Source organism: Neohoeflea coraliihabitans (genome assembly GCF_019334345.1).
Taxonomy (GTDB): domain Bacteria; phylum Pseudomonadota; class Alphaproteobacteria; order Rhizobiales; family Rhizobiaceae; genus Pseudohoeflea; species Pseudohoeflea coraliihabitans.
In genome coordinates, this window is record NZ_JAHWQX010000001.1 from 536,256 (window position 1) to 550,443 (window position 14,188).

At 64.1% G+C, this 14,188-nt stretch carries 13 protein-coding genes; 9 read left to right on the plus strand and 4 right to left on the minus strand.

The genetic code is table 11. The annotated features are described in order from the left end of the window. The 3 genes from KY465_RS02535 to KY465_RS02545 all read right to left on the minus strand — a co-directional run bounded on the left by KY465_RS02535 (position 1) and on the right by KY465_RS02545 (position 2,369). Entirely contained in the window at positions 1-1,086 is a 1,086-nt protein-coding gene (locus KY465_RS02535; protein WP_219158114.1) for a hypothetical protein, read from the minus strand. Between the two features lie 135 nt (positions 1,087-1,221). Beyond that, entirely contained in the window at positions 1,222-1,659 is a 438-nt protein-coding gene (locus KY465_RS02540) for a c-type cytochrome (RefSeq protein ID WP_219158116.1), read from the minus strand. A 98-nt stretch (positions 1,660-1,757) separates the two neighbouring features. Next, positions 1,758-2,369, minus strand: coding sequence for a thymidine kinase (locus KY465_RS02545; protein ID WP_219158118.1), 612 nt, complete (start codon positions 2,367-2,369; stop codon positions 1,758-1,760). A 202-nt stretch (positions 2,370-2,571) separates the two neighbouring features. On the opposite strand from KY465_RS02545, the gene KY465_RS02550 reads away from it, so the two are divergent. From KY465_RS02550 to KY465_RS02575, 6 genes are all read left to right on the plus strand, one after another. Then, complete coding sequence (locus KY465_RS02550) at positions 2,572-3,507, plus strand: choline ABC transporter substrate-binding protein (RefSeq protein WP_219158120.1); 936 nt, start codon at positions 2,572-2,574, stop codon at positions 3,505-3,507. Positions 3,508-3,586: 79 nt separating this feature from the next. Next, positions 3,587-4,429 (plus strand): choline ABC transporter permease subunit, encoded by an 843-nt coding sequence (gene choW, locus KY465_RS02555; RefSeq protein ID WP_219158122.1) that lies wholly within the window; start codon positions 3,587-3,589, stop codon positions 4,427-4,429. After that, positions 4,426-5,478, plus strand: a complete 1,053-nt coding sequence (gene choV / locus KY465_RS02560; RefSeq protein WP_219158125.1) for a choline ABC transporter ATP-binding protein — start codon at positions 4,426-4,428, stop codon at positions 5,476-5,478. Before choW ends, choV begins: the two co-directional genes overlap by 4 nt. Before the next feature lie 44 nt (positions 5,479-5,522). Continuing rightward, entirely contained in the window at positions 5,523-6,284 is a 762-nt protein-coding gene (locus KY465_RS02565; RefSeq protein WP_219158127.1) for an SDR family NAD(P)-dependent oxidoreductase, read from the plus strand. Positions 6,285-6,341: 57 nt separating this feature from the next. After that, positions 6,342-6,776 (plus strand): type II toxin-antitoxin system PemK/MazF family toxin, encoded by a 435-nt coding sequence (locus KY465_RS02570; protein WP_219158129.1) that lies wholly within the window; start codon positions 6,342-6,344, stop codon positions 6,774-6,776. Positions 6,777-7,016: 240 nt separating this feature from the next. After that, a complete protein-coding gene (locus tag KY465_RS02575; protein ID WP_219158131.1) occupies positions 7,017-7,811 on the plus strand; it encodes a HugZ family pyridoxamine 5'-phosphate oxidase in 795 nt (264 codons plus the stop codon). A 159-nt stretch (positions 7,812-7,970) separates the two neighbouring features. On the opposite strand, the gene KY465_RS02580 is transcribed toward KY465_RS02575, so the two are convergent. Next, on the minus strand, positions 7,971-10,286 hold the full coding sequence (locus KY465_RS02580) for a glycoside hydrolase family 9 protein (RefSeq protein ID WP_219158133.1): 2,316 nt from the start codon (positions 10,284-10,286) through the stop codon (positions 7,971-7,973). A 187-nt stretch (positions 10,287-10,473) separates the two neighbouring features. On the opposite strand from KY465_RS02580, the gene KY465_RS02585 reads away from it, so the two are divergent. From KY465_RS02585 to KY465_RS02595, 3 genes are all read left to right on the plus strand, one after another. Further along, complete coding sequence (locus KY465_RS02585; RefSeq protein ID WP_255561390.1) at positions 10,474-11,826, plus strand: NAD(P)-dependent oxidoreductase; 1,353 nt, start codon at positions 10,474-10,476, stop codon at positions 11,824-11,826. 12 nt (positions 11,827-11,838) lie between these two features. Beyond that, entirely contained in the window at positions 11,839-13,149 is a 1,311-nt protein-coding gene (preA, locus tag KY465_RS02590; protein WP_219158135.1) for an NAD-dependent dihydropyrimidine dehydrogenase subunit PreA, read from the plus strand. 236 nt (positions 13,150-13,385) lie between these two features. Continuing rightward, positions 13,386-14,180, plus strand: coding sequence for an SDR family oxidoreductase (locus KY465_RS02595; RefSeq protein ID WP_219158137.1), 795 nt, complete (start codon positions 13,386-13,388; stop codon positions 14,178-14,180). The last annotated feature ends 8 nt before the right edge of the window (positions 14,181-14,188 follow it).

Below are 14,188 nucleotides of genomic sequence, written 5' to 3' on the forward strand. Positions count from 1 at the left end.
TCACTTGACGTATTTTGCGGCGTTGTGCTTCTCCATCACCTCGCCGAACCGGCGCGCAAAGGCATCATCGGCCAGTTGCTTGCGCCGCTGGATGTCGCGGGTCGAGGTCATGTTCTTCTCATGCATCTCGAGAAGATCGCCGATGTGCTGCTGCGCCGCCGCGCCGATGCCCGCCATCGTTTCCTCGGCGGCGGTATCGACCTGGCTGCCCAAGGTGTTGATCTTGTGCGCCACATCCTGCTGCGCGGCGGTTTTCAGGGAATCCTCGAGCGCCTTGTACAAAACGATGCGCTGTTCGGTGTCGATCGACAGCTTGTTGATCAGCGTGGCCTGGGCCGCGATCTGATTGTTCAGCGAATCGACAAATGTCTGGAACATCGAGGTGTAGCGTTCCAACGTCTGGCTCTCGGCCAGCAACTCCTGCTCGCGCGCCTGCATCTCGTTATATTTCGTCGCCAGATCGGCCCGTTCGCTCTCGAGATCGGTGCGGGTCTTCTGGTCCGTCGATGCCGCGATTCGGTTCTCGACATCGAGCAGCATCGGGTTCAGTTCGGTGATCCGCTTTTGCGTTTCCTCGAGCCGGGTCATCGCCGCCTTGCGCCGCTCGAGCACCTTGACGAGGCTGGCTTCGGAGGTCGCATAGCGGCTTTCCAGCACCGACTTCTGGTCCTTCAGGATGCCGACAATGGCATCCGACTTGGCCAGAAGCTCCTGCAAATTGCCGGCCAGCGACATGTTGCGCACGCGGTCGTTGCGCATGCGCTGGGCCCGGGATTTCGAGAACACCGAGACAAATTTCTCGACCCCCGTATAGCCTTTCATGCTCTCGAACTCGGCGCCGAACACGTTGGTCGCGTCTTCCAGGCCGATGATCAGATCGGCGATATTTGCTTCCATCACCTTCTGCTGCTGCAGAACGTCCTCGATGCGGGCATTCTCGATATCAAATTCGGCGTCGCCGAGCTTGGCATCACTTGTCGCCAGCTTGTCGAGAAGAATACTCGACTGCTCGATCTTGTTCTGCACGTCACTGACGACGCGCCTCGAATTGGCAATCTCGGTATCAAAGCCGGAAAGGCGCGCCATGGTCTCATCCTTCTGCGGTCGGGCTCAGGTCACCGAAGTTTGGTACACCAGCCTTTCCGCCGAGACCAGTCTCATCGCTGCAATGCCCTGGATACGGCCCTCGCCCGCAAACCGGCCGAACGCCCGCATCCGGTCCTACTCGGCAGCCGAAGGATCTTTCAGATAGGCGATGATGTTGGCCAGATCCTCGTCCTTCTTCAACCCGGCAAACGCCATCTTGGTCTTCGGAACGACATCCCTCGGCTTGCGCAGATAGGCAGCCAGCGCCTCTTCCGTCCACTCCGGTTGGGTCTGCGCATACTCGGTCATCGCCGTCGAATATTGGTAATCCTCAAGCGCTGCCACCGGCCGGCCGACAATATCGACCAGATGCGGACCGACCTTGTTCTTTTCCACGTCGACCAGATGACAAGCCTGGCATTTTCGAAACACCTTGGCGCCGGCGACCGCATCGCCCGCGGCAAGCTCCTGCGCCCCCGCAACCGGCGGCACCGCGAACGCCGGCACCAACAGGGCCGCGGCCAGTGCGAGCGGCCACCCGCTTCTGATGCGTGAGAATGCGATGCGTGTCATGAAAATCTCCCTTGTCTGAGCTTGTTCAGGCGGTTCGGCGGCGCCGCAGCGGCCGTGATCCTGTAAGATGGCGCAACGCTGCGACGAGAACAGCCCTCTCACTGCGCCGCCGTGTCGATTGCGCCAACCGGCCAGCGCCCCATGCTCTCTTCCCAGTGGCGCCGGCACAGCGAGACATATTTGTCATTGCCGCCGACCTCGATCTGCGCGCCCTCATGCAGGGTTGTGCCGTTCTCATCCATCCGCACGACCATTGTCGCCTTGCGGCCGCAGTGGCAGATGGTGCGCACCTCGCGCAACAGGTCGGCAATCGCCAGCAGCGCTGCCGAGCCGGGAAACAGCCTGCCCTGGAAATCGGTGCGCAATCCATAGGCCATCACCGGCGTCGACAGCCGGTCGGCCACCCGTGCCAGCTGCCAGACCTGCGCTTCCGTCAGAAACTGCGCCTCGTCGATGAACACGCAGGCAATGGTACTCTCGGTGAGCAGGCGCTCGATGATCTCGAAAAGATCATCCTCGGCGCGAAAAGGCAGCGCCTCATCCGAAAGGCCGATGCGCGAGCCGATGCGGCCGCTGCCGGCGCGGTCATCGAACGCCGCGTTGAACAGCACCGTCCGCATGCCGCGCTCGCGATAATTGTACGAGGCCTGCAACAACAGCGTCGACTTGCCGGCATTCATTGTGGAGTAGTGAAAATAGAGCTTCGCCACGATGCCCCGCCTCCGCGTCTTCAGACCCTGCTACATGCCGCGCTTTGGCCGACATTTCCAGCGCCCGGCCGCCCTTTCAACAGCTTGCTGGCAACACCTCGGCGTTGTCCCGCATCGGCCACCGATCGAATTTTCCCTCACGCGCTTGAGTTTGCGGCGCAAGGATGGTTGTTTCCTCCATCCAACAGGGAGAACAAACATCATGAAAACAATCGCTCTCGCCCTTGCCGCTTCTCTGCTTGCCGGCACCAGCGCTTTCGCCGCCGAACCGGAAAGCTGCCAGACGGTGCGTTTTTCTGATGTCGGCTGGACCGACATCACCGCCACCACCTCCACTGCTTCGGTCGTGCTTGATGCGCTCGGCTATGAGACCGAAATCGAAGTGTTGTCGGTGCCCGTCACCTACACCTCGCTGAAAAACAAGGACATCGATGTGTTCCTCGGCAACTGGATGCCGACGATGGAGGCCGACATTGCCCCCTTCCGCGAAGACGGCTCGGTTGAAACCGTTCGCGAGAACCTCGAAGGTGCCAAATACACCCTGGCGACCAACGCCGCCGGCGCCGCGCTCGGCATCAAGTCCTTCGAGGATATCGCCAAGCATCGCGACGCGCTCGACGGCAAGATCTACGGCATCGAGGCCGGCAATGACGGCAACCGGCTGATCCTCGACATGATCGAGAACGACACATTCGGCCTGAAGGATTTCGAAGTCGTCGAATCCTCCGAACAGGGCATGTTGGCGCAGGTCGCGCGGGCGTCCAAGAGCGACGAGGCGGTGGTCTTCCTCGGCTGGGAGCCGCACCCGATGAACGCCAATTTCGAGCTGACCTATCTCGCCGGCGGTGATGACGTCTTCGGCGCCGATTACGGCGGCGCCACCGTCTACACCAATGTGCGCGCCGGTTATGTCGATGAATGCCCGAATGTCGGCAAATTCCTGTCGAACCTGAAGTTCTCGCTGCCGATGGAAAACGAGATCATGGGCGCCATTCTCAATGACGGCGAGGACGGCGAGGATGCCGCCACCGCGTGGCTGAAGGAAAACCCGCAGGTTCTCGAGGACTGGCTTGCCGGTGTCACCACCTTTGATGGCGGCGACGCCATGGCCGCCGTCAAGGCCGATCTCGGCCTCTGATCGGGGAAACTGATCGGATCCGGCGCATCGCCGGGTCCGCTCACCTCGCATGCGGCATTAGCAGGAAGGCGCATTTCTGGTGGAATGGCTTGAAGCCTATCAGATTCCGGTCGGCCGCGGGGCCCGGCTCTTTGTCGACTGGCTGACCGATGAATTCGGCTGGGTGTTTGACGGCATCTCGACCATCATCGGCGCCCTGATCGATGCTCTTCTCTGGGCTTTGGAGACACCGCACCCGCTGATTGTCATTGCCGCCTTCTGCCTGCTCACCTGGCTGCTCCGGCGCGACATCGTGCCCGTGCTGATGACCGCCGTCGGCCTGCTGTTCATCATCAACCAGGGCTATTGGGAGGAGACCGCCGAGACGCTGGCGCTGGTGATTGCCGCCACCGCCGTGTGCATGCTGATCGGCGTGCCGCTCGGCATCGCCGCCGCCCGGCGCAAATGGCTGTATTCGATCCTGCGTCCGGTCCTCGACCTGATGCAGACCATCCCGACCTTCGTCTATCTCATTCCGGCACTGATCCTGTTCGGCCTCGGCATGGTGCCCGGGCTGATCGCCACGGTGATTTTCGCCATTCCCGCCCCCGTGCGGCTGACCCGGCTCGGCATTGCGGCAACTCCCAAGGCGCTGACCGAAGCCGCGCTCGCCTTCGGCGCCACGCGGCGGCAGGTGCTGACCAAGATCGAACTGCCCTATGCCCTGCCGCAGATCATGGCCGGCCTCACCCAGACCATCATGCTGTCCTTGTCGATGGTCGTCATCTCGGCGCTGGTCGGCGCCGACGGTCTTGGAAAGCCGGTGATCCGCGCCCTGAACACCGTCAACATCGCCAAGGGTTTCGAGGCCGGGCTGTGCATCGTCATCCTGGCCATCGTTCTCGATCGCATGTTCCGCACCGGTTCGGGAGATGAGACATGACCCCGGTGGTCTCGATCCGCGATTGTGACATCATTTTCGGCGACCGCTGGAAGGAAGCCGCGGCGATGCTCGACCGCGGCGGTACACGCGAGGAGATCGCCGCCGAAACCGAGGCGGTGCTCGGCGTCGCCGGCGCCTCCATCGACGTCAATCATGGCGAGATTCTCGTCCTGATGGGGTTGTCCGGCTCGGGAAAATCCACCCTGCTGCGCGCCGTCAACGGTCTGGCTCCGGTGCGCCGCGGCACGATCGAGGTGCATTGCGGCGACGAGGTCACCAACCCCTACGCCTGCAGCGCAACGCAATTGCGCCAGTTGCGCGCCGATCATGTCTCGATGGTCTTTCAGCAGTTCGGCCTCTTGCCCTGGCGAACGGTCGCCGACAATGTCGGTTTCGGTCTCGAACTCGCCGGTATCCGCCTCAAGGAGCGCCGGACGCGCGTCGCCGAGCAGCTTGAACTGGTCGGTCTTGCCGACTGGGCCGACCGCCGGGTCGGTGAACTGTCCGGCGGCATGCAGCAACGCGTCGGTCTCGCCCGTGCCTTTGCCACCGGCGCACCGATCCTGCTCATGGACGAACCGTTCTCGGCTCTCGATCCGCTGATCCGCGCCCGCCTGCAGGATGAACTGCTCGAATTCCAGGCCAAGCTGAACAAGACCATCCTGTTCGTCAGCCACGATCTCGATGAGGCCTTTCGCATCGGCAACCGCATTGCCATCATGGAGGCCGGCCATATCGTCCAGTGCGGCACACCGCGCCAGATCGTCGATAATCCTGCCAACGACTATGTCGCCGATTTCGTCGCCGGCATGAATCCGATCGCCATGCTGACCGCCGAGGACGTCATGGCGCCGGTCACGCAAGGGACAGGCGGGCTGCCGCAGGATCGGGTGACGGCCACCGTCAAACGCCAGACGCCGCTCGCCGAGGTGATGGACGCCCTGTCGCGGCGCCCCGGGACCATCGGCGTGATCGAGGGCGGACGCGTCGCCGGTTCGATCACCGCTCAGGATATTGTCAGCGGCTTGACACGTCATCGTCGAGGGTGAACAAGACCGCCCATCACAAGAGCTGAATAATCCAGGAGAGAACCATGAAGGCTGAAGGCAAGGCCGCGATCGTCACCGGCGGTGGGTCCGGACTGGGAGCGGCAACGGCGCGCCGGCTCGCGGCGGCGGGCGCCAATGTGGCTCTTCTTGACGTCAATCTCGAGCAGGCCGAAGCGGTTGCGTCAGAGATTGGCGGCATGGCGATCGAATGCGATGTCTCCAGCGCCGAGGCCGCCGAGGCCGCGATCGCACAGGCCGCGGATGTGCATGGCGAGGCCCGCATCCTGGTCAATTGCGCCGGCATTGCTCCGGCGGCGCGTGTCGTCGGCCGCGAGGGACCGCATGATCTCGCCCTGTTTCGCAAGGTGATCGAGGTCAACCTGATTGGCAGCTTCAACATGCTGCGCCTGGTCGGCGACCGCGCATCGCGCCTTGAACCGCTCGAGGACGGCGAGCGCGCGATTCTCATCTCGACCGCCTCCGTTGCCGCATTCGACGGCCAGATCGGCCAGGCCGCCTATTCGGCCTCCAAGGGCGGCGTGCATGCCATGGCGCTGCCGATCGCCCGCGAACTGGCGCGCTACGGCATTCGCGTCAACACCATCGCGCCGGGGATCTTCGGAACGCCGATGCTGCTGGGCATGCCGCAGGAGGTGCAGGACAGCCTCGCCACCTCGGTCCCCTTCCCCTCGCGCCTCGGCAAGCCCGAGGAGTATGCCGATCTTGCCATGCACATGGTCGAGAATGTCATGCTCAACGGTGAGACCGTGCGCCTCGACGGCGCCATCCGCATGGCGCCGAAATAAGGCGCGCAAATTGGGAACACGGATGATTGCTGACCGGTTTTCTGAGAAAATGGCTCGATGGCCAAGGAAGAAAACCCCGCGATAGCGCAAGGCGACACACCCCCTCGGGTCAAACCGAGGCTGAAATCTGCTCCTAGAATTCGGCAGCTCTATTGGTGCGATCTGCCGAAAGACGCCCAGCTCCCCGAATTCTGGAAGCGACGGCCGGTTATCATCCTGTCAAAGAATGCTACGCTTTACGGCGCCGTGACAGTGATCCCTTGCTCCACGCAGGCCCAGCCAAACCCGAAGCTGGCTTTCGCCTTGCGCACGACCATCGACGGCAGGGCCGCATGGGCCGTATGTGACAAACCCATGACCGTGGCCGTGAGCCGCCTCGTGGCGACCCATGGCGCCATCGTTCGCATACCACAGGACGAATTCGACGAGATGCTGGCCGTGGTCCTCGACCTCCTGCCCAAACCCCCTGCCCCAGACCAATCCGACACTTAAAGGCAGGCCATCGGGGAGACCCGAACTTGATTTCTGAAGCCAGATTGGTTATATGAGAAACACTTACGGCGCCCTGCAAAGGGTAGTCCGCTGTCCCGAAAGGGGCACTACTGACCAAGGGAGCTTCGGCTCCCTTTGGCTTTTCTAGGCACATGGATATTTGACGGCTTAAGGTCGAGACCCAAGCGGGCTACAACGCGGATCGCGCAGGGTCGGGGGCCCCGGGCACAAGGGCATTGCATGGCGGAGAAACCGGAGACCATCCGCACCACCGACGATGAGGCGCGGCAGCTCGGCCGCAACCTGATCCGCCAGGCGCGCTCGGCAGCAATGGCCGTCCTCGACCCCGGCTCCGGCGATCCAATGGCGAGCCGCGTTCTGACCGGCACCGACATTGACGGCTGTCCGGTCATCCTGATTTCTGCCCTGGCGCCGCACATGGCCGCCCTGCGTGCCGACCCGCGCGCCTCGCTGCTGTTCGGACTGCCCGGCAAGGGCGATCCGCTCGCCCATCCGCGCATCACCGTCAAGGCCGAGGCATGCGAGATCCGGGCTGACGCTGCGCCCGAAGCACAAGGCGAACAGGCGGGCGAAAGCGCGCGCGCCCGCATTCGCCGCCGTTTCCTTGCCCGCCAGCCAAAAGCGGCGCTGTATGCCGACTTCCCGGATTTCGCGTTCTTCCGCCTGCAGCCGGTTTCCGCCAGCCTCAATGGCGGCTTTGGCCGCGCCTACCAGCTCTGCGCGTCCGATCTGCTGATCGCATCGCCGGCCAGCTCGGATCTTGCGGCCATGGAAGCCGGCGCGGTCGCGCATATGAACAGCGACCATCCGGATGCCGCCGACACCTATGCCCGCGCTTTTGCAAAATCGAACAAGTCCGGCTGGAAGGTCATCGGCATGGACTGCGCCGGGCTTGATCTGGCCTTGGGCGATGCCATTCTGCGGGTCGATTTCGACAAGCCGCTCGAAGATGCCGCGCAATTGCGGACTGCCGTCGTCAGCCTGCTGACGCGGGCCCGCCAGCTTCTGTCCTGATCTGGGTGCCGGTACCGATTTAGGTATGGGTGACGGGCGCCGCGCCAGGGCGGCACCCGTCAAGCGACAGCGGGTCGCCCCGTTGTGCCGCCGGTCACCGGTGAATTAACGCCAGAAAGCTTGCTCAAGCCTTGCGTCGCGCGCTCGGGGGTCCCGACCCTAGCCGGGCTGATCCGCCGTATCGGCGAGAAACTGTGCCACGAAAACCAGCGCCGCATTCCAGTTGATGGCGATCTCGTTGGTGGAGAACGATCCCGGATCGTCGACATAGCAGGCCTGCGGCGCGCAACCGCCGAGTTTCGCCTCGGCGATATCATCGGCCGGCTGGCTGTTCGGGCCGCCGGCCAGAGCGCCGTCGGGCGGTGGTGGGTAGGCCGGGTCGGTGGCATGCGCGAACATCAGCGCGTGCTGGCGGCGCGCATAAGTGCTGCCATGGCCGGTGACATAGGACAGGCCGAGCGCGTTGCGACCGAGAATGTAATCCATGCTCTCGCGCACCGCCTGCAGATAGCGCCGCTCGCCGCTCAGATCATAGGCGGCCGCCACGACCGCCATGTTCTGCAGCACCGAATGGTTCGACCCCCAGCCATAGATGCCGCTGTCCGGGTGATACATCAATCCGAACCCCTCGCCGGCCTGGGTTGCAAGCAGCCGGTCCGCCGCATCGATCACGGAGCCACGGATATCCGCCAGCTCAGCCTTCGGCAACGCGGAAGGCACCGTCGCCAGCTGCAATCGCGCCAGCCCGGCGACATCGCGCCAATTGAAACCATCGGAAGAAAACACCGGCCCCTGCCAATGCGGCGAGGCCTTCAGCTTTGCATGCCATTCGGCGCCGCCGGTCGTCAGATAAAGCTCCGCTGCCGCCCAGTAGAATTCGTCGGAGACATCATCATCGGCATAATCGCCGCCGCCGAAACTGCCATCCGTCAGTGGCGCCAGAAGTTCCGGATGCGCCTCGGCGGCGCGATAGGCCCGCTGCGCAGCGCCAAGCAGACGGGCGGCATAGGCTGAATCGTAGCGCGCAAACAGCCGCGCGCCCTGCGCCGCGGCAGCAGCCAGGTTCAGCGTTGCCGCCGTTGACGGACGATGCAGCACCCGCCGCTCGCGATCCCGATGCGGCAGGATCGGCCCCAAGGTCCAGCGCTCTCCATGCACCTTGTGATGCGCCATGCCGGCGAGCGGCTCTCCTTCCGGCACCTGCATCGCCAGCAGGAAATCCAGCTCCCAGCGCGCCTCGTCAAGAAGGTCGGGGATGGCATTGCCGGCTTCCGGGATGGCCAGTTCGGCATCGGCCACTGCCGCCGAGGTTTTTGGCCCGTGCGAGGTTTTCGGCCCGTGATTGAGCGCCCGCTCATAGGTCGCCATCAGCTGCGCCGCGGCAATCCCGCCATTGACAACATATTTGCCGAAATCACCGGCATCATACCAGCCGCCGCTGACATCGAGCCGGTAGGCGCAGCTCCACGCCGCACCGTAGACCTTGAGGGCTGTCTCCGATGCGAGGCAGGGCACATCCGTGTCGCCGCGATTGGCGCCGCGTCCCAGATGGCCGGCCGGACGCTCATAGGCGGCGCCCGCCAGCGCCCCATCGATCGCGATCCCCGAGCGCAGCTTGTAGAAATAGGCGGCCGCATCCTGCGCCAGGCGGTCATAAAGGCGCCGATCCACCGCAAAGGGCGGGCTCTCGGCATCCCCGACGCGCAGACGGTAACTCGGACCACTGTCCGCAAATTCGGAAAAGTCGATGATGTGCAAGGGCAGTTCGGAGGCAAGATCAAAGCCGAAGGGCCGTGTCCGGCCGAAAGCCACGACCCGCTGTTCCGCATCGATCAACTGCCAGTCAAGCGCCGCGTCCGCCTTGCTGACCAGGCTGGCGCGTTTCGGCCCCTTGGGCAGATAGCCAAGCTGATTGACCCGCAGAGCGGAGGGCCGCCAGCTGGCGTCATCCGGCGCTTTCTCCCCGGTCACCAGCGAGACGCGCGAGAAACAGATTTCCCATGGCTCCGCCTTGCCGCCGAGCTGGAACACGACCTGCGCATCGGCCAGCGCCGCTGCCGCCGTGAAACGCGTCGTGGCAATCAGCGGCCCGTCCCCGGCACCCGCCGGCGCCAGCGTGCGCAGCAACTGACCCACCGGTGTCCACGGCGCCACGCTGTCCTGCACATAGGCCCGAACCGGCCCGCCCTCGGCAGATCGCGCGGTAAAGGAGAAGCGATAATGCGTGTCGCGCCGGATCGGCACCCCGTTGAAGCCGATGATTGCATCCCACGGATCGGCCGTACCCCCCGGGACGCTGGCGCAGACCGACCCGGAGCCGCGTTCGAGCTGCACGCCGTTAGTTGCCCACCATGCCCTGCCCGCCTGTTCGAGCAGCGGATCGTCAAGAACCTCGCCGGCAGGCGCCATTGTTGCGCCAGCGAGCAGGCAAACCATCAAGCCAAGAAGTCGAGCCCAGTGTGCTGGCATGTGCATGTCCCATTCCTCAGCGCTCCGAGCAGCGCTCGAACGCGGCGCCCATGCTGCCGCCTGCCCGTGAAGGAAGCTTTAAGTGCGGCTCTGATAAAAAATTTGACCTTTTGATAAAATCGTCTCAAACTGCCTTACCAACCGGCAGAAAGACCGGACCGGGAGAACATCCCGACCTTGAAAAGGGGAACCGATGACGATGATGCCTGACACCCGCCCTGTCCAGGACAGCCGGATTTCGGCTGCTGACCGTTCGGACAATTTTTCCGATCTGCATCCGCCGCTTGACCGCCACGAAGCGCTGGTCGAGGCGGACCGCTGCTATTTCTGCTTTGACGCGCCGTGCATGACCGCCTGCCCGACCTCGATCGACATCCCGCTGTTCATTCGCGAGATCCAGGCCGAGAATCCGGTCGGCGCCGCCAGAACAATCTTCGAGCAGAACATCTTCGGCGGCATGTGCGCCCGCGTCTGTCCGACCGAAACCTTGTGCGAGGAAGTCTGCGTGCGTGAGGTGGCCGAGGGCAAGCCGGTCAAGATCGGTCTGCTGCAGCGCTATGCCACCGACACCTACATGGCGCGCGCCACCACGCATCCCTTTGCCCGCGCCGCATCCACCGGCAAGAAGATCGCCGTCGTCGGCGCCGGTCCCGCCGGCCTGTCCTGCGCCCACCGCCTGGCCACCCTCGGTCACGACATCACCGTCTATGATGCCCGCCCCAAACCGGGTGGCCTGAACGAATACGGCATCGCCGCCTACAAGACCGTCGACAACTTTGCCCAGCGCGAAGTCGACTTCATCCTCAAGATCGGCGGCATCGAACTCGTCCAGGGCCAGGTTCTCGGCCGCGACGTGCAGATCGACAAGCTTGTCGACGACTTCGACGCGGTCTTCCTCGGCATCGGCCTGCCCGACACCAATGATCTTGGCCTCGAAGGCGAAGACGCCGCCGGTTGCATCGACGCCGTCGATTACATCGCCCGCCTGCGTCAGGCCGGCGATCTCGGCGCACTGGATGTCGGCCGCAACATCGTGGTCATCGGCGGCGGCATGACCGCCATCGACATCGCCGTCCAGACCCGGCTGCTTGGTGCCGAAAACGTCACCATCGTCTACCGGCGTGGCAAGGAGAACATGAACGCCTCGGTCTACGAGCAGGAACTGGCCCAGACCAACGGCGTCGTCATCCGCCACTGGACCCGGCCGGTCGGCCTGACCCGGGGTGACGATGGAGCGATCAACGGCATCGGGATCGAAAAGACAGGCCTCGCCGACGGACGGCTGGTCGGCACCGGCGAGACCATGACGCTGCCCGCCGACCAGGTGTTCAAGGCCATCGGCCAGAAATTTGATCCTGCTCCGCTCGGCGCCCTTGGCATCGCGCTGGAGGCCGGCCGCATCCGCGCCGACGCGACGCGCCGCACCTCGCATGACAAGGTCTGGGCCGGCGGCGACTGCGTGGCCGGCGGCGAGGACCTGACGGTCGCCTCGGTCGAGGATGGCAAGATCGCCGCAATGAGCATTCACGCCGCCTTGATGGGATAATGGAGACGAAAAATGGCTGATATTTCCGCAAATTTCCTCGGCATCCGCTCCCCCAACCCGTTCTGGCTCGCTTCGGCGCCGCCGACCGACAAGGCCTACAATGTCGAGCGCGCCTTCGAGGCCGGTTGGGGCGGGGTCGTCTGGAAGACGCTCGGCGAAGCCGGACCGCCGGTGGTCAACGTCAACGGACCGCGCTACGGCGCCATCTGGGGACCCGACCGGCGGCTTCTCGGTCTCAACAATATCGAGCTGATCACCGACCGCGATCTCGAGGTCAATCTGCGCGAGATGACCGAGGTCAAGAAGCGCTGGCCCGACCGCGCCCTGATTGCATCGATCATGGTGCCCTGCGACGAAGAGAGCTGGAAGGCGATCCTGCCGCGTGTCGAGGAAACCGGCGCCGACGGCATCGAGCTGAACTTCGGCTGCCCGCATGGCATGAGCGAACGCGGCATGGGCTCGGCCGTCGGTCAGGTGCCGGAATACATTCAGATGGTCGCCGAATGGTGCAAGAAGTATTCCCGCCTGCCGGTGATCGTCAAACTGACACCGAACATCACCGACATCCGCTATCCGGCCCGCGCCGCCCATGCCGGTGGTGCCGATGCCGTTTCGCTGATCAACACCATCTCCTCGATCGTTTCGGTTGATCTCGACAATTTCTCGCCCAACCCGTCGATCGACGGCAAGGGCTCGCATGGCGGCTATTGCGGCCCGGCGGTCAAGCCGATCGCCCTCAACATGGTGGCGGAGATTGCCCGCGACCCGCAGACCGCAGGCATGCCGATTTCCGGCATTGGCGGCGTCACCACCTGGCGTGATGCGGCTGAATTCATCGCTCTCGGCTGCGGCAACGTCCAGGTGTGCACGGCGGCGATGACCTACGGCTTCAAGATGGTCCAGGAGATGATCTCGGGCCTCTCCGACTGGATGGACGAAAAGGGCTACACCTCGATCGAGGATTTTCGCGGCCGTGCCGTGCCGAATGTCACCGACTGGCAGTATCTCAACCTGAATTACTACACCAAGGCGCGCATCGACCAGGATCTGTGCATCAAGTGCGGCCGGTGCCACATCGCCTGCGAGGACACCTCGCACCAGGCCATCACCCACACCGTCAATGGCGCGCGTCATTTCGAGGTCATTGATGAGGAATGCGTCGGCTGCAACCTGTGCGTCAATGTCTGTCCGGTCGAGGATTGCATCACCATGGTCGAACTGACCGCCGGCACCGATCCGCGCACCGGATGCCCCGTCGATGCCGATTATGCCAACTGGACGAGCCATCCGAACAACCCGGCAACGCGCGAGGCAGCCGAGTAGAGAACGCGCGCACCGACGGGGAAAGTTGCCGCGGGCACGCGGCTGATTGAGCGCTGAGCCGGCTGCAAGGGCGTACTGGTCCGCCCCGCCCTAGGCCGGATCGCGACCACCGTCCGGCTGCAAGGCCGGGCGGTCGGGGTCGCCAGGCAACGGCATGCTTTGACGGAACAGCTCCGCGGTTTCCCTTTAAGTTTTTTTCGGGCAGGAAGGTGATCCTGCACCCAAGGGAGACCCGCATGGCTGAACAATCTGGCGTTCCTCACTCAAACGGTCCGGATCTGTCTGGAAAAGTCGCGCTCGTCACCGGCGCCAGCCGCGGCATTGGCGAAGCCACCGCCCGCCACCTCGCCGCCTGCGGCGCCAGCGTCGTACTCGCCGCCCGCTCGACCGGCGACATCGAACGCATCGCCGCCGAGATTGGCGACAAGGCCGCGGCGATCGCCTGCGATGTTGCCGCCTTTGACAAAGTGGCCGACGCCGTCAGCCACGCCGTCCAGCGCTTCGGCGGTCTTGATATCCTGGTCAACAATGCCGGTGTCGTCGACCCGGTGGCGCGCATTGGCGAGTCCGACCCCGACGCCTGGGGCCGCGCCGTGGATATCAACCTCAAGGGGGTTTATCACGGCATTCGTGCCGCCATTCCCGCCATGCGCCAGCGCGGCGGCGGCGTCATCATCAATATTTCCTCCGGCGCCGCCACCAGTGTGCTCGAGGGGTGGAGCCATTATTGCGCCACCAAGGCCGCGGTGCTGATGCTCACCCGCGCCGTCCATCTCGAACATGCGGGCGAAAATATCCGCTGTGTCGGCCTGTCCCCCGGCACGGTCGCCACCGACATGCAGAAGGTGATCAAGGCCTCGGGGGTCAATCCGGTCAGCAAGCTCGAATGGTCCGACCATATTCCGCCCGAATGGCCGGCACGCGCCATCGGCTTTCTGTGCACCGCAGCCGGGCGCTCTTATGATGGCGGCGACATGTCGCTGCGCTCAGCGGACGCCCGTCGCGCCGTCGGACTGCCGGTCCCGGACTAGGGACCTGG